Annotated in this window: 18 protein-coding genes; 6 read left to right on the top strand and 12 right to left on the bottom strand. The window is 70.4% G+C overall.

The window, feature by feature from the left end; genetic code table 11:
* The first annotated feature begins 103 nt into the window (after window positions 1–103).
* The 3 genes from GEV26_RS16525 (at window position 104) to GEV26_RS16515 (ending at window position 3641) form a co-directional block, all read left to right on the top strand.
* A complete protein-coding gene (locus GEV26_RS16525; RefSeq protein ID WP_153654654.1) occupies window positions 104–937 on the top strand; it encodes an alpha/beta fold hydrolase in 834 nt (277 codons plus the stop codon).
* Window positions 938–993: 56 nt separating this feature from the next.
* A complete protein-coding gene (locus tag GEV26_RS16520; protein WP_153654653.1) occupies window positions 994–1833 on the top strand; it encodes an alpha/beta fold hydrolase in 840 nt (279 codons plus the stop codon).
* 161 nt (window positions 1834–1994) lie between these two features.
* Complete coding sequence (locus tag GEV26_RS16515; protein ID WP_153654652.1) at window positions 1995–3641, top strand: M15 family metallopeptidase; 1647 nt, start codon at window positions 1995–1997, stop codon at window positions 3639–3641.
* A 7-nt stretch (window positions 3642–3648) separates the two neighbouring features.
* On the opposite strand, the gene GEV26_RS16510 is transcribed toward GEV26_RS16515, so the two are convergent.
* The 11 genes from GEV26_RS16510 to GEV26_RS16460 form a co-directional block, all read right to left on the bottom strand.
* The gene (locus GEV26_RS16510; protein ID WP_208430985.1) at window positions 3649–5049 is read right to left on the bottom strand and encodes an amino acid permease; all 1401 of its coding nucleotides are present in this window, start codon (window positions 5047–5049) and stop codon (window positions 3649–3651) included.
* 55 nt (window positions 5050–5104) lie between these two features.
* Window positions 5105–5842 carry a universal stress protein gene (locus tag GEV26_RS16505; protein WP_153654651.1) on the bottom strand — a complete coding sequence of 246 codons (738 nt, stop codon included), beginning with the start codon at window positions 5840–5842 and terminating at the stop codon, window positions 5105–5107.
* A gap of 6 nt (window positions 5843–5848) precedes the next feature.
* Window positions 5849–6679, bottom strand: a complete 831-nt coding sequence (locus GEV26_RS16500; RefSeq protein WP_153654650.1) for a universal stress protein — start codon at window positions 6677–6679, stop codon at window positions 5849–5851.
* 130 nt (window positions 6680–6809) lie between these two features.
* Window positions 6810–8093, bottom strand: a complete 1284-nt coding sequence (locus tag GEV26_RS16495) for an NRAMP family divalent metal transporter (protein ID WP_153654649.1) — start codon at window positions 8091–8093, stop codon at window positions 6810–6812.
* Window positions 8090–8932: a hypothetical protein gene (locus GEV26_RS16490; RefSeq protein WP_153654648.1), complete on the bottom strand. Its 843-nt coding sequence runs from the start codon at window positions 8930–8932 to the stop codon at window positions 8090–8092. Before GEV26_RS16490 ends, GEV26_RS16495 begins: the two co-directional genes overlap by 4 nt.
* Complete coding sequence (locus GEV26_RS16485) at window positions 8929–9762, bottom strand: universal stress protein (RefSeq protein WP_153654647.1); 834 nt, start codon at window positions 9760–9762, stop codon at window positions 8929–8931. The genes GEV26_RS16490 and GEV26_RS16485 overlap by 4 nt, the downstream gene beginning before the upstream one ends.
* A gap of 93 nt (window positions 9763–9855) precedes the next feature.
* A complete protein-coding gene (locus GEV26_RS16480; protein WP_153654646.1) occupies window positions 9856–11037 on the bottom strand; it encodes an acyl-CoA dehydrogenase family protein in 1182 nt (393 codons plus the stop codon).
* Window positions 11038–11039: 2 nt separating this feature from the next.
* On the bottom strand, window positions 11040–11897 hold the full coding sequence (locus GEV26_RS16475) for a 3-hydroxybutyryl-CoA dehydrogenase (protein ID WP_279586782.1): 858 nt from the start codon (window positions 11895–11897) through the stop codon (window positions 11040–11042).
* Between the two features lie 55 nt (window positions 11898–11952).
* Window positions 11953–12567: a DedA family protein gene (locus GEV26_RS16470; protein ID WP_153654644.1), complete on the bottom strand. Its 615-nt coding sequence runs from the start codon at window positions 12565–12567 to the stop codon at window positions 11953–11955.
* On the bottom strand, window positions 12564–13259 hold the full coding sequence (locus tag GEV26_RS16465) for a phosphatase PAP2 family protein (RefSeq protein ID WP_194839898.1): 696 nt from the start codon (window positions 13257–13259) through the stop codon (window positions 12564–12566). The genes GEV26_RS16470 and GEV26_RS16465 overlap by 4 nt, the downstream gene beginning before the upstream one ends.
* A 148-nt stretch (window positions 13260–13407) precedes the next feature.
* Window positions 13408–14907, bottom strand: coding sequence for an MFS transporter (locus GEV26_RS16460; RefSeq protein WP_153654642.1), 1500 nt, complete (start codon window positions 14905–14907; stop codon window positions 13408–13410).
* Between the two features lie 145 nt (window positions 14908–15052).
* Here GEV26_RS16460 and GEV26_RS16455 point away from each other — a divergent pair, with 145 nt between their 5' ends.
* Window positions 15053–15715, top strand: a complete 663-nt coding sequence (locus GEV26_RS16455) for a TetR/AcrR family transcriptional regulator (protein WP_153654641.1) — start codon at window positions 15053–15055, stop codon at window positions 15713–15715.
* Between the two features lies 1 nt (window position 15716).
* Here GEV26_RS16455 and GEV26_RS16450 read toward each other — a convergent pair whose 3' ends face one another.
* Window positions 15717–17072 (bottom strand): FAD-dependent oxidoreductase, encoded by a 1356-nt coding sequence (locus tag GEV26_RS16450; RefSeq protein WP_153654640.1) that lies wholly within the window; start codon window positions 17070–17072, stop codon window positions 15717–15719.
* A 170-nt stretch (window positions 17073–17242) separates the two neighbouring features.
* Here GEV26_RS16450 and GEV26_RS16445 point away from each other — a divergent pair, with 170 nt between their 5' ends.
* Complete coding sequence (locus GEV26_RS16445; RefSeq protein ID WP_153654639.1) at window positions 17243–18649, top strand: phytoene desaturase family protein; 1407 nt, start codon at window positions 17243–17245, stop codon at window positions 18647–18649.
* An 89-nt stretch (window positions 18650–18738) separates the two neighbouring features.
* Complete coding sequence (locus GEV26_RS16440) at window positions 18739–19209, top strand: FMN-binding protein (protein WP_208430727.1); 471 nt, start codon at window positions 18739–18741, stop codon at window positions 19207–19209.
* Window position 19210 lies beyond the last annotated feature (1 nt).

Raw genomic sequence — 19210 nt, 5'->3', positions numbered from 1 at the left:
GGGACTTTTTCGGGCACAAGGTCCCGTTCACAGCTGCCATTTCAGTAAGTACAGTTCCTGAACTAAGTAGCAATTCAGAACTCACTACAGATCTGAGACAGACATGCCTGAACTCACCGTCGCCACCGAGAACGGCTCCGCCGTCAACCTCCACTACGAGGTGGACGGCACCGGAGCTCCCGTCGTCCTCATCCATGGCTGGCCGTTGGACGGCCGCTCCTGGGAGAGGCAGGTCGCTGCGCTGGTCGAAGCCGGCTATCAGGCGATCACGTACGACCGCCGCGGCTTCGGTCAGTCGACGCCGACCTGGGACGGCCACGACTTCGACATGATCGCGGCCGACCTCGACGCGCTGATGAGGCAGCTCGATCTCACGCAGGCAACGCTGGTCGGCTTCTCCGCCGGGGGCGGGGCGGTGGCTCGCTACATCGGCGCCTACGGCACCGAACGGGTCGCGAAGGCGGTCCTCGCCAGCGCCGTGACGCCGTTCCTGCACGTCGAGGACGGGAACCCGGGCGGTGGACTGGACGACGGGACGATCGCGCACTTCGAGGCCGGCATCACCGCGGACCGAGCGGACTTCGTCGATCACTTCCTGACGCTGTTCTACTCGACGTCGGAGGGGCTGGCGGTCAGCGAGGCGCAGCGCCTCTTCGGCCGGGACCTGGCGAACATCGCCTCGCCCCGCGCCACCCTCGCCGGCGTCTCGGCCTTCGGCCGGACCGACTTCCGCCCCGACCTGGAGAAGTTCACGCTGCCGACCCTCGTCATCCACGGCGATGCCGACCAGGTCGTCCCGTTCCAGGTCAGTGGTCGACGCTCCGCCGAGTCGATCCCCGGCAGCGAGTTCGTCGTCATCGAGGGCGGCCCGCACGGCATCACCGTGTCCCACGCCGAGCAGTTCAACGCTGCGCTGCTCACGTTCCTGGCGCGCTGACCTCTCCCACCACCACCTCACCCAACCGGCGCCGCGTCGCCACGAAAGGAAACATCATGTCCATCACCCCCCGCTTCACGAAGCGCACGCTCGTCGGCCTGGCGGCAGTCTCCGCAGCCGCCCTCGGCGTTGCGGTGCCGGCCGCCTTGGCAGCGCCCGCACCGACGTCGAGCCCGGCCAAGCCCACCGTGGTGCTCGTGCACGGCGCCTGGGCCGACGGATCGAGCTTCGCTCCCGTGACGAAGATCCTGCAGAAGCACGGCTACAAGGTCGTGAACGCGCCGAACCCGCTGCGTGACCTGAAGACGGACGCCGCCAACGTCGCGGCGTTCATCAACCAGAACACCAAGGGATCGGTCGTGCTGGTCGGCCACTCCTACGGCGGCAGCGTCATCACCAACGCCGCGACCGCGACCCCGCGCGTGAAGGCGCTGGTCTACGTCAACGGGTACGCGCCGGCCGAGGGGGAGACCACGTACAACCTGACCGGCGAGAAGCCAGGCTCGCTGCTTGCCAACCCGCACCCGGAGAAGGTGTTCAACTTCGTCCAGTACCCGGAGGGCAAGGGTGACGTCGACACGTACGTCAAGCCTGAGCTGTTCCGGAAGGTGTTCGCCGCGAGGATCTCGAACACGAAGGCGGACGTGCTCGCCGCGGGGCAGGAGCCGATCGCGCTGTCCGCGCTGAAGGACACGTCGGGGGCGCCGGCATGGAAGACGATCAAGAGCTTCTTCCTGATCGGCTCGCGCGACAAGGTCCTGCCGCCGGCCCAGCAGCTCGCGATGGCCAAGCGGGCGCACGGCACCGTCACGAGGACCGGCAACGACCACCTCGCGATGGTGGAGGGACCGCACACGGTCGCCGCGCTCATCGAGAAGGCTGCCCGCGTCAGGTAGTCGACCACCCTGCACGACCCCGGCAGCGACCACGCTGCCGGGGTCGTGCAGGGTGTACGGCAAGGATTCACGGAGGTACTTTCGTCCGGGGGAGCAGTGCCCGGCACGGAGCGGGAGTGCGCCGTCCAGCACCACGCCCGCGCACGCCGAGAGGACCAGCCGTGAAGATCGCCACGAGTGTCTCGGCCGGCCTGGTGTCCGCCGCCCTCACCCTGTCCGTGATGCCCCCTGCCGGCGCGGCCCCGAGCGGTGACGACTCGACCACCCTGCAGCTGTCGGTCCCCGCGAGCACCCCCGCCGGTGCCGACGTGACGGCGACCGCGATCCTCCAGGGCGCGGCGGGCGGCATCCCGGACGCGCCCGTCACGCTGTTCCGGGGCCGGCCGGACGACGACGTCCCGGACACGCAGGTGGCCGCGGCAAGCACGGACGCCGAGGGCGTCGCGACCCTGACCGCGGACGGCGACCGGTCGAGCGCGTACTCGAGCTACTACGCGCGCTTCGACGGGGACGACACGCGCGCCGCAGCCGTCAGCGACGCGCAGCGTACGCAGAACGAGGGCGTCGCCGCGTCCACCACCACGACCCTTGAGGCCGCCGCCAGCACCAAGCTGCGCCGTCCGATCACCCTGACCGCGACCGTGGCCGGCGCGGGAGAGCCCGCAGCGATCGGCGTGGTCCGGTTCGAGCAGCAGTCCGGCAGCGACTGGGCCAAGGTCGCCGACGTGACCGTGACCGGAGCGGGCACCGCCACCACCAGCGTCGTCATCACGTCGGCCAGGACGGTCCTGCGGGCGCGCTACCTGGGCGTCGGGGGCTACGGCGAGTCCACCTCCGCGCCGCACGCGGTCAGCGCGTCCAGGCAGACGACCACGGCGACGCTCACGGCCCCGTCGAAGGTCGTGGACGAGCAGAGGGCCCAGCTGTCGGCCCAGGTGCGCACGGAGTTCGGCGCGCTGCCCGGCGCCAAGGTGTCGTTCCAGCACTACAAGGACGGCCGGTGGACCACCTTCTCGCAGGCCCGCACCAGCTCCTCGGGGGTCGCGAAGGCGTCCCCGCGGCCCCGCCGGACGTACTGGTTCCGCATCAAGGTCGCGTCCTCGACGTGGCAGAGCGGCGACACCTCGGCCAAGGTCCGGGTCCGCAACGTGCCGCCGGGCAAGGTCATCAAACGGCTCGCCGGATCGCCCAAGCCCAGGTCGCTGCCCGCCCAGTCCCGTGCGTCGGGATCGGGCGCGAACGCGAAGGTCTCGAAGATCAGTGCCAAGACCTGGAAGTCGATGAAGGGACGCTCGTGGCGCTCGGGCTGCCCGGTCGGCCGCAGCTCGCTGCGGGTGGTCAAGGTCAACTACTGGGGCTTCGACGGCTACCGGCACCGCGGCGAGATCGTCGTGCACAAGGCGATCGGCGCCAAGACCGCGCGGCTGTTCACCGATCTGTACACGAACAAGGTGTCCATCCGCGCGATGTATCGGGTGGACCGGTTCGGCTACTCGTCCCGGGTGCGTGGTGCGAACGACTACGCCTCGATGGCGGCGGACAACACCAGCGCGTTCAACTGCCGCAACGTCGTCGGCCGCCCCGGTGTGCGCTCCCCGCACGCATACGGTCGCGCGATCGACATCAACCCGTTCGAGAACCCCTACCTCGCAGCCGGCGACGGCTGGGTGCCCAACGCCTGGTGGCGCACCCGAGCCGCCGGCACGTACGCCTGGACCAAGAGCTCGCACCTGGTGCCGCGGATCATGAAGCGCAACGGGTTCCGGTGGACGTACGGGCTCGCCGACGGCCACCACTTCGACGGGTGAGCCCGGCTCAGGGCGCGTCGTAGGGGGGAACCGGGTCCGGCGGGACCATGCGGGAGCGCTCGGCCAGATAGACCGGCACGCCGAGCAGGAGGGCGATGCCGGCCAGCAGGAACGGACCCCACACGACGTACCCGGACTCACCGGTGTTGCGTGAGTAGTAGATGAACGCGATGGACGCCGCGACCGCGACGACGGCGACCAGGACGTCCCGCACGAAGTGGGCGGTGATGCCCAGGCGCCGGTCCTGCACGCGCCAGACGATCTGCGCGAGGGCCGAGAACCCGAACGGGATGGCCGCGGTGATGCCGGTCGTCAGCACCAGCGTCGTGAAGACCGTGGACCCGTCCGCTCCCCAGAAGCTGACGAGCACGGCGGCAGACGCGAACAGGGTCGAGGACACGATGCCCACGAAGGGTGCGCCGCGCCAGTTGGTCCGGGTGAACACGGCGGGGAAGAGGCCGTCCTCGGCCGCGGCGCGGGGCATCTCGGCGCAGATCATCGTCCACCCGTTGCTGGCCCCGATGCCGGAGATGATGACTGCGGCCGCCACGAGGTCGCCGGACCAGGTCCCGCCCAGGATGGTGTTGGTCGCGACGGCGTACGAGTCGCGGTTCTCCTCGAGCGAGAGGGTGGCCGCCGGCAGGATGCCGAAGATCGCGGTGAGGGACAGCATGTAGACCACGGCGGCCGCGAGCGTCCCGAAGACGGTCGCGCGGGGGATGTTGCGACGGGGGTTGCGCACCTTCGCGGCCGCGACGGCTGCCGTCTCGACCCCCAGGTAGGTGAACAGGCAGATCGCCATCGCCCCGCCGATCGCGGCCACGTCGGAGTCCCCGCTCGTGTTCCAGGTCGAGAAGTTCTGGGGCGTGATGAAGAACAGGCCGACCGTGGCCAGGAAGAGCAGGGGGATGAACTTGAGGACCGTGGTGACGACCTGGAGCTCGCCGACGTTGCGGACCCCGGTCAGGTTGACCACGGCAGGGACCCAGAGGCAGGTGAGCGCGATGAGGACGCTGCTGCCGGTCGTCCCGTCCTTGTTGATGAAGTGCTCGACGTAGTAGACCCAGCCCACGGCGATCGCGGCGTTGCCGGCGCACGCGTCGATCCAGTACGACCACGCGTTGCCGAAGCCGACGGCATTGCCGAAAGCCGTGCGCGAGTACGCGTACAGCCCTCCGTCGGCAGGCATCCGCCGGCTCAGGGCGGCGAACAGCAGGGCGAAGGCGATCGCGGTCAGGCTGGCGATGCCCATGGCCACGAGGCTGATGGGACCGAATTTCGACAAGGAGTAGGGAAGGCTGAAGACGCCGACCCCGATGATGCTGCCGATGACCAGGGCGGTGGACTGGGTCAGGCCCATCTGGCGGCCCTGGGCGATCACCCGGTCAACCGTGTTGGGCGCACTCACCTGTTGATTCTCGGCCCACCCCCGCGGGTCCGACAGGGCCGATGATCCCGGGGACCTAGGTCCTGCGAACGGAGGGAGCAGAGGGGGGGACGACTGCTATGGGGCACGAGGTCGGCGCGTCGAGGAGGTGAGCCAGGTGGCTCCGGCCGGGGTGGGAGTCACGGCCGACGACCACCAGACCCGACTCGTCGGTCGCCGCGGCGTCGTGGACCACCTGGCGTGCACGAGGGCCGATGTCGACGACGATGACCTCGCAACGGAGCCGTCGGGCGTGGTCGGCCGCGAAGTCGATGGTCGCCTCGTCCGGAGGTTGCTGGTGGTCCACCAGCACCAGGACATCCCCGCCGACGGGTGTCGCCGACCAGTCCGCAGGCACGATGACGGCGGGACAGTGGGCGTTCCGCGCCAGGTGGCTCGCCGTGCGCCCCTCGTACAGACGCATGAGCAGCGGCTTGTCGGTGTCGCCACCGACGACGACCAGCTGGGCGAGGCGGCTCTCGTCCTCCATGGTCCTGGCGGGGGTGCCACGGACCAGCACCTGCTCGACGCGCACGTCGGGCTCCAGGTGCGACACGATCGCCGCAGACCTGTCCAGCAGCTGTTGTCCGGCCTCCCGGAAGCTGGCCGGGAAGTCGTAGCCGTACATCGCGCCCACTGTGGCGGGAGGGACGGTGTAGGCGTGGACCAGCCGCAGGGTCGCCCCGCGCCGTGCAGCTTCTAAAGTGGCGTAGCGCAGCACTCCGGGTGCCTCGTCGGGTCCGATACCGGCTGAGACCGGGGGTGGTGTGGACATCTGTGTTCAGGGGCCTTTGTAGGTGGGAGGGACGATGGCAACCGCGCAGTGCGCCTCACGCAGGACCTGGGTGGCCACCGGACGGGAGAACATCCTGGCGGGGCCGCTGGGCCTGCCGACGACCACGAGCCCGGCATGCTGGGCCTCGTGAATGATCGCGTGCCCGACCTCTCCCACGGAGAACGAGGTGAAGATCGGCGTGTCGGGGTAGGCGGCGCTCGCGTCCTCCAGCACCTCGCTCACCTCGGCGCGCAGCGGACCGACCTCGCTCGGGGGTACACCCGCAGCAAGGGCATGGACGACGTTGAGCGGCCCGCGGCGCGCTGCGGCCTGCTCGAGGGCGAACCGCACCGGGCCCTCGTCCGAGGCGTCACCGTCCAGCGCCAGGACGACCCGTCGGCCGAGATCCTCTGCGGACGGCAGCGTGGGCACCACCACGACCGGGCATGCCGCGTGAAGGGCCAGATGTCCGGAGACCCGGCTGCGCAGGAGCCGGTCGAACCAGGACACCTGGTCCGAGCCGAGCACCAGCATGCGCGCCCCGGCGGCCTCGTGCTCGAGAGCGTGGAGGGGGGTCTCGGTCGTCAGGACGTACTCGGCGGTGAGGTCGGGCGCCTCGTGCTCGACGAGCTCCCGGGCGTCGTCGAGCACCCCCTGGCCGGCGGCGCGAAGATCGTCCAGCATCTCCATCCCGGCGTAGAAGTCTGCGGACTGGGCCGGGAAGCCAGCAGCGTGGACGACGCGGAGGACGCTGTCCCCGGTCGCGGCAGCGCGGATGGCGTAGGACAGCACGTTGGGCTGCTTGTCGAGGATGCCGACGGTGACAGGCTTGGACATGGGGGCGCTCCTGGTTCGAGATGGTGCTCTCACGATCAGGTGGGCGGACCCCGCCTCGTCACCGCCGGTGGGCCACGATCGGTGGGACCAAGGGCCCCAGTCGCCGTCCACCGTCACGCGCTGCGTGGCGTCAACGCCCGGGGAGCAGGAGGACCGCGAGCGCCGTCACGCACAGACCGACCAGCACGATCGCGGCGAGGTACACGGCCCTGGTCCGCTCCGAGACCCTGTACGTCCCCATGACGCCGGGGTCGCGGCCCAAGCGGTACAGGATCACCATGAGCGGCAGGACGAGGACGAGGTTGAGCACCTGGGTCAGCACCAGGACGGGAACGAGCGAGACGCCGGGAAGCAGCACGAGCGCTGCCGCGGTGCCCATGATGGTGATGTAGGTGCTGTAGAACAGGGGAGCCCCGGAGAAGCCGTCGTCCAGCGCCCCCTCCCTTCCCATGAACTCGCACACCGAGTACGCCGTGGACAGGGGCAGGATCGCCGCCGCGAGCACCGCGGCGCCGATCAGCCCGGCGCCGAACAGCACGGGCGCCTCCTTGCCCACCAGGGGTCTGAGGGCGTCGGCCGCGTCCGAGGCGTCGCTGATCGATGCGCCCACGGGGTGCAGGGTCGCGGCGCACGTGACCACGACGAAGAAGCCGATGACACCGGTGAGGACCGAGCCCACGACCACGTCGATGCGCTCGGACGGCAGGTCGTCGACCGTCAGCTTCTTGTCCACCGCGTACGACTGGATGAAGCTGAGCCCCCAGGGCGCCAATGTGGTGCCGACGGTCGCACACACGATGACTGCCGCGTCCCGGTCGACGGGCATCGAGACCGTGACCAGGCCGTGTGCCGCCGCCCCCCAGTCCGGATCTGCCACCACGCCTGCCACGACATAGCAGACGAACACCGCGGCCAACGCGATCAGGACGTGCTCGACCCGGTGGAACGCTCCCTTGAGGACCAGCAGCGACACACCGGCTGCAGCGACGGGCACCGCGATGTAGCGACTGACACCGAACAGCTCCAGGCCGGCCGCCACGCCGGCGAGCTCGGCGCACGTCGTGCCGAGATTGGCGATGAGCAGCAGCACGAGGGTCATGGAGCCCACGCGGGGGCCGTAGCGGTCCCGCACCAGACCGAGGAGTCCCTGCCCGGTGACCACACCGACCCGCACGGCGAGTCCGTGGAAGATGATCAGCGCCAGGGTCGACAGGGCCAGGACCCACAACAGCTGGTAGCCGTAGTCGGTCCCGAGGACGGAGTACGTCGTGATGCCGGCCGGGTCGTCGTCGGACAGTCCCGCCAGCAGCCCGGGGCCCACCACGGCCATGAGGGCCAGGAGCCGCAGTCGCCAGCGCCGCAGCGGACCGGGACGGGGGACCGTGCTGCCCACAGACGCCGGGGCACCGCTCATCGGCTCGTCCTCCGAGGACGTGGGACGCGCCACCCCGCCGTCCGAAGGAGCCGGCGGCCATCGGTCACCGAGTCGGGGTCGTGGGTGACGACCGGTGCGTCCGAGCGGCGCGCGGGGAGCAGTCGGACCAGCCGATGGCGCAGAGCGCGGTTGCTGGCCGCGAGGGCCGTGGCTGCGCGGGACGAGGGGACCGCCTGGAGGACCTCGGCAGATCTCCTGAGCGGCAGACGAGCGATGATCTCGGCGACCACGGACGCGTCCCGGCGGCCCAACCGATCCGTGGACACGGCGAGCTCCGAGCGGTGACCGCCCGCGGATGCGAGGTAGAGATCGTCCCACGGGACGATCACGCGCGGCAGGTGACGTGCGGCGGCGCGAAGACCGATGCGGGCCATGAGCGCGCCGACGCCCAGGTCGACGGCGACCGGCACCGGCGCACCGTGGTGGTCGACCCGCAACAACACCTCCGACACCCGGGAGAGTCGGCTGCCCGACAGGTCGACCACCTGGGAGTCGAGGACGTCCCGACCCAGCCAGACCGCCCCCGACCCGGGCGGCGCCGGCTCGGCGTCGACCACGCGGTGGCTGCCGATCTCCTCCGAGCGGAGCCGGAGCGTCGACGCGACGCTGTCGTCCGGCGTGAGGTAGAGCATGGACCACGGCAGGACGTAGCGGTCGCCGCGACCGGCGCCCAGCAGGACGCGATCGACTGGTGAGCCGGGGGCGAGCCGCTCGATCCGCAGGTCCCGGAGCCGCCCCAGGCTCCTGCCGTCCGCTGTCCTGATCCTGGTCGCCAGGAGCTGGGTCAAGGTGAGCTCGCGCTCCGGGTCCTCCGTCACGTCGCGGCCGGCCGCGGATCCAGTGGCACGACGGCCACCGGGCACGTGGCGTGCCGCACGAGGCCGGCCGCGGTCGGCCGGCGGATCCGGTGCCGGCCCGACCGGCCCACCAGGACGAGCTCGGCACGACGGGTCGCGGCGATGCAGGCGTCGCTGGGCTCGGCGACGACGACCTCCTGCTCGACCCGCACGTCTGGGTAGCTCTCGCCCCACCCGGCGAGGACCTCGCTGAGATTGGCGCGGGCGCTCTCGACCACGTCGGGCACGGCGCCGACCGACACCATCCGCACGGCGTGCAGGGTCGTTCCCCACCCCTGTGCGACCTCGAAGGCGAAGGACAGCAGCGGCCGGGCATCCGACGTGCCGTCGAGGGCGACCACGACACCCTCGTGCCGCCGACCGTCGTCGAGATGCTTGGGGACGGTGACCAGCGGGCATTCCGCGTGGGTTGCGAGATAGCTGGCGACGGCCCCGCCGAACAGTCGGTCGTACCACGGGATGTCGTCGATGCCCGTGACCAGGAGCTGCGCTGTCCCTGACTCCTCGAGCAGGTGCTGGGTCGGCGCGAGGTCGGACAGCACGTACTCGACGTCGACCTGGGCCCGGCGCTGCTCGATGAGCTGCGCGGTCCTGTCGAGCAGCTCCTGCCCCGCGGACAGCACCTCGCGGTGGACCGCCTCGCTGGCCACGAGGTCGCCGAGATCCGTCGGCAGCGGCGCGCAGTGCACGACCTTCAGCAGTGCGTGCCGCCGACCCGCCTCCGCCAGAGCGAAGTCCATCGCCGCTCCGCGGGTGCCGTCATCGCCGAGAACCACCGGTCCACCGCTCATCGTCGCCTTCTCCCTGGGGGTCAGGTGCAACGCTGGAGTGCCCGGCGCGACGGCGCCACGGCCGCGGGACCCGAAAACGGGGGACCTAGGTCCTCAGAGCTTGGACTGCACCCCCGCGAGCAGCTGCCTCGCCATCACGACCCGCTGCACCTGGTTGGTGCCCTCGTAGATCTGGGTGATCTTGGCATCGCGCATCATGCGCTCGAGCGGGTAGTCGGCGGTGAAGCCGTAGCCGCCGAGGAGCTGCACGGCATCCGTCGTGACCTGCATCGCGGTGTCGGAGGCGAACGCCTTGGCGGCTGCGCCGAAGAACGTGAGGTCCTTGTCGCCGCGCTCGGAGCGACCCGCGGCCGCGTACGTGAGCTGGCGGGCGGCCTCGATCTTCATGCCCATGTCGGCGACCATGAACTGCAGGCCCTGGAAGTCGCTGATCGGGTGGCCGAACTGCTGACGCTCCTGGATGTAGCCAAGGGCGTAGTCCAGGGCGCCCTGCGCGACGCCGACGGCCTGGGCGGCGATCGTCACGCGGGTGTGGTCGAGCGTCTTCATCGCGATCGAGAAGCCCTCGCCCACCTCGCCGATGATGCGGTCGCCGGGGATGCGCACGTTGTCGAGATAGACCTCGCGCGTCGGCGAGCCCTTGATGCCGAGCTTCTTCTCCGGGGCACCGAACGAGACGCCGGGATCGGACTTCTCGACCACGAACGCGGTGATGCCCTTGGTGCGCTTGGTCGGGTCGGTCTGGGCGAGCACCGTGTAGTACTCCGAGACGCCCGCGTTGGTGATCCAGCGCTTGACGCCGTTGAGCACCCAGTCGTCGCCGTCGCGGACCGCGCGGGTCTTCTGGTTGGCGGCGTCGGAGCCGGCGTCCGGCTCGGACAGGCAGTACGAGAAGCCGCCCTCGCCGCGCGCGAGCTTGCCGAGGTACTTGGCCTTGATCTCCTCGTTGCCGCCGATCTGGACCGGTAGCGAACCGAGCTTGTTGACTGCGGGGATCAGCGAGGCGGACACGTCGACACGGGCGACCTCCTCGATGACCAGGACGGTCGCGAGGGCGTCCGCACCGGCGCCGCCGTACTGCTCAGGCACGTGGGGAGCGTGGAAGTCCGACGCCAGGAGCGCGTCGGCGGCCTCCTGAGGGAAGCGCGGCTGCGCGTCCACGTCGGCGGCGAAGGGGGCGATCTTGTCCTCGGCGACGGCCCGGACGGCCTCGCGGATCGCCTGGTGCTCTTCGGAGAGCACGAACATGTCAGTTGCCTGGTCGGCGTCGGTCATCGTCAGCGTCCTTCGTAGCCGTAGAAGCCCTGCCCGGACTTCTTGCCGAGCAGTCCGGCGTCGACCATGCGGTCGAGCAACGGCGGGGGTGAGTAGAGGGGTTCCTTGAACTCGTCGTACATCGACTTGCCGATCGCCTTGATGGTGTCCAGGCCGATCAGGTCGGACAGGGCGAGCGGGCCCATCGGGTGGCCGCAGCCCAGCACCATGCCGCGGTCGATGTCCTCGGCCGAGGCGTAGCCCGCCTCGTACATCCGGATCGCGGACAGCAGGTACGGGACGAGAAGACTGTTGACGACGAACCCGGCGCGGTCGGTCGCGTCGATCGGCTGCTTGCCCAAGGTGTCGGTGACCCAGCCGCGCATGCGGTCGAGCGTCTCGGCGGACGTCGTCAGCGACGGGATGAGCTCGACGAGCTGCATCACCGGCGCGGGGTTGAAGAAGTGGACGCCCATGACGTGGTGCGCACGGCCCGAGACCGCGCCCAGCTTGACGATCGGGATCGAGGACGTGTTGGAGGCGAGGATCGCGTCGTCCTTGGTCAGGACCCGGCCGAGCGTACGGAACAGCTCGAGCTTGATCTGCTCGTCCTCGCTGGCGGCCTCCACCACGAGATCGCGGTCGGCCAGCGTCTCCAGGTCGGTCTCGAACCGGATCCGGTCCAGGACCGCGGTGACCTCGGCGGACTCGATCTTGCCCCGGGACTCAGCCTTGCGCAGCGAGCCCTCGACGCGCTCGGCGGCGGCCTTGGCCGCTTCGGGGCTGATCTCGATGACCACGACGTCAAGACCCGCGCGAGCGGCGACCTCGGTGATGCCCGAGCCCATCAGCCCTCCGCCGATGACTCCGACCTTGTCGATTCCGCTCATGCAGCACTCCTCAATCACTAGGACGTCCTAGTAAATTCCTAGGACGTCATAATATCTCGCCGGGCTCCGTGGCCGAAATCGGAGCCGATCCGGTCGGCTCGGGTGCCGTGCGAGCTCGCCGGCGGCGCACGAGGGCACGGATGACCAGGCCCGCCACGATCACCGCGACGAGTCCACCGACGAGCCAGGGGTCGTCCAGGACGCCGGTTGCCGCGATGCCGGCGCCGGCGCCGACCCACAGGCTCGACCAGGCGATCGCGCCGAGGACGGAGGCCAGCAAGAACCAGCGGTAGCGCAGGTGCGCCGCACCCGCGACGACCGGCATGACGGTGCGCACGAGGGGCAGCAGGCGGCTGGCCAGCACGGCCCAGAACCCATGGCGCTGCATGAGGCGACCGGCGCGGTCCCAGCGCTCGACCCCGACCCGGGCGATGAGCCGCGACTCCCGCAGACGTGGTCCGCCTGCCCGTCCGATGAAGAGTCCGAGGTGGTCCGCGGCCGTCGCCCCGAGCGCGACCGCTGCGCCCAGGACCGCGAGCGCCAGCGGTCCGTCCGTCTTCGCCGCGAGGCTCGTGATCGCGACCTCGCCGGGGATCACGGCGCCGAGGCCCAGGCCGGACTCGGCGAAGGCGAACGCGAAGCCCAGCAGGGGGGCAATCATCTGCTGGCCAGGTCGTCAGCGCGAGTGCGGGACGCGATGCGTCCGGAGAGGACGATGCCGACGGCCACGACCGCGGCCCCGGCGACTGCGTCGAGCACCCAGTGGTTGCCGGTCGCGATGACGACGAAGGTTGTCCCGGCCACGTACAGGCAGGCGATCGCGCGCCCGACGAGACCCGTGTGACGCCAGATCGCCCAGGCGACCCAGACGGTCCAGCCCACGTGCAGCGACGGCATGGCCGCCAGCTCGTTGGTGAGGTGGCCGAGCCCGGCGGGGGCTGACGCGTCGCCGCCCCACCAGCCGAACGTCGAGGTCATCGCGAGGACGTCGAGATACTGGCCGCCCGGCATGAGCCGCGGGGGTGCCGTCGGCAGCAGCACGTAGCAGACCAGCCCGATGGCCGAGCCGATCACGATCGCGTTGCGGGCGCGCGGGTAGTCGGCGCGGTGCCGCAGGAACACGAGGACCAGGACCGCCGGTGTCACGACGTAGTGCAGCGTCGCGTACCAGAACGACATCGGCACCGCGATCTGCGTGACGGCGCCCACCGTTGAGCTCAGCCACAACTCGATGTCGAGGTGGAGCAGGCTCTCGACGTGCAGGATGTCGCCCGCTCGCGCACGTGCGGAAGCGAGGTCGTCGGTGGCCAGGAGACGGCTGACGCTGTACGCGACCCAGAGACCGGCGAGCACGGCCACCTCCCGGAGACCGGTCGACGACGCGACTCGGCGCCCTGCGCGCAGGGCATGCGCAGACACGGCCGGCCCACGCGGGGAGGGAGTCCCGCGGGCCGGGCCGTGCTGCTGTCCGGTGAGGGTGGACATGACGGGTCTCGGCTCCTCAGTGAGCCAGGACCGGCGCCGCGTCCGGATCGATCGTGATGGGCCCGCTCCGGAGGAGTGCCCCGCAGATGACGGCGCCGACTGCGAAGATCGCCGCGGACCACCAGAACACCGTGGTGTAGCCGTGCATCGCCGCGAGCTGCTGGTTGAGGGCGGACGGGGTCCTGCCGGCCAGGTAGTCCGAGGTGGCGGTCGCGGCAAAGGCGCTCAGCACCGCGGTGCCGATCGAGCCGCCGATCTGGTTGAACGTGTTGACCGACGCGGACGCGACACCCGCGTGCTCGGCGTCCACGCCGGAGACCGCAGCGCTGAACGCCGGGGCCATCGACAGCCCGACACCGAGGCCCGTGATGACGAGGCCGGGCAGGATGTTCGCGGCGTACGTGCTGTCGAGGTCGAGCTGGGCGAACAGCACCATGCCGACGGCGGCGAGCAGCATGCCGACGAACACCGGGATCCTCGGGCCGATGCGGGCGACGAGCCCCGCCGAGCTGGTCGCGGTGACCATGATGCCGAGGATCATCGGGACGAACGAGAAGCCCGTCTTCAGGGGGGTGTAGCCCAGCGTGAGCGAGACGTAGTAGGTCAGGAACAAGAACACCGCGAACAGGCCGATGCCCACGATCGCGACCACGAGGAACGAGCCGCCGCGCGTGCGGTCGCACACGATGTGCAGGGGGAGCAGGGGCTCCTCGACGCGGCTCTCGATCACTGCGAAGAGGGCGAGCAGGGCCAGGCCGACACCGATGCAGATCAGTGTGGTGGCGCTGCCCCAGCCGTCGGACTCGGCGCTCGCCAGGCCGTACACGAACGAGATCAGGCCGGCGATGACCACGACGGTGCCGGGGGCGTCGATGCCCTTGGCGTCCTCCGACCTCGGCTGCTTCTTGAGCAGGAAGACGCCGCCGAGGACTGCGAGGATCGCGAGGGGGGCGTTGACGTAGAGGCACCAGCGCCACGAGAGGTACTCGGTCAGCGCGCCGCCGAGGATGAGGCCGATCGCGCCGCCGCCGCCGGAGATCGCGCCGAAGATCGCGAACGCCTTGGCGCGCTCCTTGGCGTCGACGAACGTGACGGTCAGCAGCGACAGCGCCGCGGGGGCGAGGAGGGCGCCGAAGACGCCTTGGGCGACGCGGGCGCCGACGAGGGTCTCGAAGTTCTGCGCGGCACCGCCGACGGCCGACGCCACGGCGAAGCCGATCAGGCCCGCGATGAACATCGGCCGGCGTCCGACCAGGTCGCTCAGGCGACCGCCGAGCAGCAGCAGCGAGCCGAACGCGAGGGCGTAGCCGGTCACGATCCACTGGCGGTTGTCGTTGGAGAACCCGAGGGCCTCCTGCGCGGTCGGCAGCGCGATGTTCACGATCGTCGCGTCCAGCACGACGATGAGCTGGGCGAGTGCGATGACGGCGAGGATCACCCAGCGGGTCGCGTGATGAGGATTGGTCGGGCCGACCGCGGGCTCGGGCGCCCGGTCCTCGGTGATCGTGCGGGCCATGGGATCTCCAGCTCTTGTGATGTCACGAAGAAGTGGAAACCCTCTTCCGTTTCACTGTACGACAGAACCGGAACCTTGGCTCCAGTTGAGTGTGTGAGATGTCGCACGAACCGGAAAATCGGCTCCGCTCCCGTAACATGGATGAATGACCACGAGCATCGAGGCGGCGGAGGCAGAACGCCCCCTGCGCGCCGACGCTGCTCGCAACCGTCAGCTGATCCTCGACACGGCTGCCGAGGTGTTCGCCGAGCACGGGCTCGACGCTGGCTACGACGAGATCGCCCGCCGTGCGGGCATCGGGGTGGGCACGGTCTATCGCCGCTTCCCGGAGCGGGCCGAGCTGGTCCAGGCGCTCTTCGAGTCCCGGATCACCGAGATCGTCACGATCGCCGAGCGGTCCGCAGAGATGGCGGACGCCTACGAGGGGCTTGCGTGGTTCCTCGAGCAGGCGCTCGAGCACCAGGTCGCCGACCGCGGGCTCAAGGAGGTCATGGCGCAGACGATCTCCGAGGACGCGCACCGCAGCATCGGCCGCGAACGACTGGGGCCGATCCTCGAGGAGCTGGTGCGGCGCGCCCAGGACGACGGCACGCTGCGCCCCGACGTCGGCGTGACCGATCTCGGAATGCAGCTCATGGTCATCAGTGTCATGACGACGAGCGCGCAGCCCGACCTGTGGCGGCGCTACCTCGCACTGCTGCTCGACGGCCTGCGGGCCCGGCCGGACCTGCAGCCGCTGCCGTGCACCGCCCCGCCCGACGAGGCGATGCACGACACGATCTGCAACATGCAGGGCCGCCCGGCCTGACTCAGCTGCGGCTGATCTGCACCATCTCGTCGCGCGGGACGACCTTGATGCGCGCCCGCCCGGCCGCCTCTCCGAGGGCGATCTCGTGCTCGTCGAGCTTCTCCCAGCCCTCCCACGTCGTGAACTCGATGCCGCAGCCCGCGAGGTACGCGTCGACGTCCTCACGGTCGGGGTTCGCTGGAGGCTGGAGGCGGTCGACGTCCTCGAGCAGGAGACGGATGGTCTCGGCGGCGTCCGACTTGGTGTGACCGATCAGGCCGACGGGTCCGCGCTTGATCCAGCCCGTGACGTACGCGCCGGGCAGCGGCTCGCCGTCGATGTCGATGACCCGGCCGCCGTCGTTGGGGACCGTGGCCGTGTTGTTGTCGAACGGGATGCCGGCCAGGTTGTCCGACCGGTAGCCGACCGCACGGTAGACCGCCTGCACGGGCCAGTCCTTGAACTCGCCGGTGCCGCGGGCGTTGCCCGTGCCGTCGAGCTCGGTGACCTCGGTACGCAGGCCGACGACCCGGCCGTCCTCGCCGAGGACCTCGACGGGGTTCTGGCAGAAGTGGATGTGGATGCGGTGGTCCGCACCCTTCGGCTCCTTGGCCAGGTAGTTCTGCAGCACGTCGACGACGAGCTTGACCGACTTCGAGGCGCGGATCGAGTCCATCGAGCCCTCGTCGAGCTCGAAGCCCTCGGGGTGGACGATCACGTCGACGTTGGGGGAGTGGCTCAGCTCGCGCAGCTCCATGGGGGTGAACTTCACCTGGGCGGGGCCGCGACGGGCGAAGACGTGGATGTCCTTGGCCGCATTGGCCTTGAGACCCTCGTAGACGTTCTGCGGGATCTCGGTCACGAGCTGCTCGTCGGCGGTCTTGGCCAGCATGCGGGCGACGTCGAGCCCGACGTTGCCGACGCCGAGGACCGCGACCGACTCGGCGTGCGGCTCGAACGGCCACTCGCGCGGTGCGTCCGGGTGTCCGTCGTACCAGTAGACGAAGTCCGCAGCGCCGAACGAGCCCTTGAGGTCGATGCCCGGGATGTCGAGATCCCGGTCGGCGCGGGCGCCGGTCGCGAAGATGACCGCGTCGTAGAACTGCTGGAGGTGGTCCAGCTTGAGGTCCGAGCCGTAGTTGACGTTGCCGAAGAAGCGGATGTCCGGGTTCGACAGGACGCGCTTGAGCGCCTTGACGATCTCCTTGATGCGCGGGTGGTCCGGCGCGACGCCGTAGCGGATCAGGCCGAACGGCGTGGGGTCGCGGTCCAGGATGTCCACGCGCGCGTCGACGCCCTCGGACTTGGTGAGGATGTCGGCGGCGTAGATGCCGGCGGGGCCGGCACCGATGACGGCGACTCGCAACTGCCTGCTCATGCACTGCTCCTGAGGACGGGAGTTCTTGGAAGGGGAGGTTCCCTTAGGCAAGCCTAAGGGGTCGCCCCATGCCGTCGAACCCGTCTTGCCATGCGACCGCTCGAGAGGTGACCCGGGTCACAGGGCGCGGGCCCGGGGGTGGTCGAGGGGGCCCGGCTAGGGTCGGTGGCATGACCTCAGCCGTCGTCGTGGGATCCGGTCCGAACGGCCTCGCCGCCGCCGTCGTGCTCGCCCGCGCAGGCGTCGCGGTGACGGTGCTGGAGGCCGAGGACGAGATCGGTGGCGGCACCCGCTCAGCCGAGCTCAACGTCCCGGGCGTGCTGCACGACATCTGCTCGGCGACCCACCCGACCGGGGTCGCATCGCCGTTCTTTCGCAGTCTCGATCTCGAGCGGCACGGCCTGGAGTGGCTGTGGCCGCAGGTCGATGCCGTCCACCCGCTCGACGGCGGACGCGCCGGGGTGCTCTTCCGCGACCTCGACCGCACGGTCGACGGCCTCGGCATCGACGGCGAGGCCTGGCGCCGGCTCTTCGCGCCGTTGGTCCGGCGAAGCGATGCGCTCATCGAGGAGATCTTCGGCCCCGTCCTGCACGTGCCGAGGCATCCGCTCCTGCTCGCGAGCTTCGGGCTGCGGGCGCTGCAGCCGGCGTCCTGGATCGCCCGGCGTTGGCAGACCGAGGAGGCGCGCGGGCTGTTCGCCGGGCTCGCGGCCCACGCGATGCACCCGTTGGGTCGACCGACGACCGGCGGTCTCGGGCTGATGTTCGCCGTGACGAGCCACGCGTACGGGTGGCCCGTCGCCAAGGGCGGCTCGATCGCGATCGCGAACGCCCTCGCCTCGGACGTGATCGAGCACGGGGGCCGCATCGAGACGGGGCACCGGGTGACCGAGCTGCCCCAGGCGGACATCGTCATCTTCGACACCTCCCCCCGGACGGTCCTGCAGGTCGCGGGCGACCGCCTCCCGGGCCGGGTCCGTCGACCGCTGCGAAGGTGGCGCTCGGGCCCGGGGGTCGTCAAGGTCGACTTCGCTGTCGAGGGCGGAGTGCCGTGGGCCAATGAGTGGGCCGCCCAGGCCGGCACGGTGCACCTCGGCGGAACCCTCGAGGAGATCGACGCGGCCGAGCGCGAGGTCCACGCGGGGCGCATGCCCGCGCGGCCGTTCGTGCTGGCGTGTCAGCAGTACCTGGCCGATCCCGGCCGGTCCGCGGGCAACGTGCACCCGGTGTGGACGTACGCGCACGTGCCGAACGGCTACACCGGCGATGCGACCGAGGCGATCACCCGGCAGGTCGAACGCTTCGCGCCGGGCTTCCGCGACCGGATCGTCGCGCAGACCACGACGCGGCCCGCCCAGCTCGAGGCGCACAACGCCAACTACGTCGGCGGGGACATCGGCGGCGGGGCCAACGATCCGTGGCAGCTCGTGATGCGCCCCCGCATGTCGCCGAATCCGTACTCGCTCGGCGCGAAGGGTCTCTACATCTGCTCGGCGTCCACCCCGCCCGGGGGAGGGGTCCACGGGATGGGCGGCTTCCATGCCGCCACCGCGGCCCTCGCGGACCTGGCCCGATGAGAACTCTCTCATCGAGGAACTCGGCCCCGGCGCCCCTCGTTCTACGGTTGAACCTTCATTCACCTGCCCCCGACACCTGGAGCCCGACGATGAAACTTCCTGCGCACAAGAAGATGCTCTCGGCTGCGGCCGCCGCGTCGGTCCTGCTGATCACCGCGGCATGCGGCAGCAGCGAGTCCGACGGCGCCGCGTCCCCCAAGACGTCGAGCTCGGCCGCTCCGAGCGACGCCGCCACCACGGACGCGGCGGACTCCTCCCCCGGGTCGTACGCGGACGGCGACTACTCCGCCGAGGGCAGCTACACCAACCCCGGTGGCGAGTCCACGGTCAAGGTCGACCTGACCGTCGCCGACGGCAAGATCTCGGACGTCACCGTGACGCCCGAGGCCGACAACCTGACCTCGAAGCAGTACCAGAACAAGTTCGCGGGCGGCGTCGCCGACCAGGTCGTGGGCAAGAGCCTCGACGACCTGTCGGTCTCCAAGGTTGCCGGCTCGTCGCTGACGAGCCAGGGGTTCAACCAGGCGATCGAGACCATCAAGGGCGAAGCCCGGGCCTGAC

Origin of the sequence: Aeromicrobium yanjiei, from assembly GCF_009649075.1 — a bacterium.
Taxonomy (GTDB): domain Bacteria; phylum Actinomycetota; class Actinomycetes; order Propionibacteriales; family Nocardioidaceae; genus Aeromicrobium; species Aeromicrobium yanjiei.
Note: the sequence above shows the minus strand (reverse complement) of the source record. Positions and strands in the feature narration are given on the sequence as shown.

What these genes read in the sequence shown, in the direction of transcription:
- GEV26_RS16525 (WP_153654654.1), top strand. Translation starts at nt 104, where the DNA reads ATGCCTGAACTCACCGTCGCCACCGAGAACGGCTCCGCCGTCAACCTC.
- GEV26_RS16520 (WP_153654653.1), top strand. Translation starts at nt 994, where the DNA reads ATGTCCATCACCCCCCGCTTCACGAAGCGCACGCTCGTCGGCCTGGCG.
- GEV26_RS16505 (WP_153654651.1), bottom strand. Translation starts at nt 5,842, where the DNA reads ATGTCCACACCACCCCCGGTCTCAGCCGGTATCGGACCCGACGAGGCA.
- GEV26_RS16500 (WP_153654650.1), bottom strand. Translation starts at nt 6,679, where the DNA reads ATGTCCAAGCCTGTCACCGTCGGCATCCTCGACAAGCAGCCCAACGTG.
- GEV26_RS16495 (WP_153654649.1), bottom strand. Translation starts at nt 8,093, where the DNA reads ATGAGCGGTGCCCCGGCGTCTGTGGGCAGCACGGTCCCCCGTCCCGGT.
- GEV26_RS16485 (WP_153654647.1), bottom strand. Translation starts at nt 9,762, where the DNA reads ATGAGCGGTGGACCGGTGGTTCTCGGCGATGACGGCACCCGCGGAGCG.
- GEV26_RS16480 (WP_153654646.1), bottom strand. Translation starts at nt 11,037, where the DNA reads ATGACCGACGCCGACCAGGCAACTGACATGTTCGTGCTCTCCGAAGAG.
- GEV26_RS16470 (WP_153654644.1), bottom strand. Translation starts at nt 12,567, where the DNA reads ATGATTGCCCCCCTGCTGGGCTTCGCGTTCGCCTTCGCCGAGTCCGGC.
- GEV26_RS16460 (WP_153654642.1), bottom strand. Translation starts at nt 14,907, where the DNA reads ATGGCCCGCACGATCACCGAGGACCGGGCGCCCGAGCCCGCGGTCGGC.
- GEV26_RS16455 (WP_153654641.1), top strand. Translation starts at nt 15,053, where the DNA reads ATGACCACGAGCATCGAGGCGGCGGAGGCAGAACGCCCCCTGCGCGCC.
- GEV26_RS16450 (WP_153654640.1), bottom strand. Translation starts at nt 17,072, where the DNA reads ATGAGCAGGCAGTTGCGAGTCGCCGTCATCGGTGCCGGCCCCGCCGGC.
- GEV26_RS16445 (WP_153654639.1), top strand. Translation starts at nt 17,243, where the DNA reads ATGACCTCAGCCGTCGTCGTGGGATCCGGTCCGAACGGCCTCGCCGCC.
- GEV26_RS16440 (WP_208430727.1), top strand. Translation starts at nt 18,739, where the DNA reads ATGAAACTTCCTGCGCACAAGAAGATGCTCTCGGCTGCGGCCGCCGCG.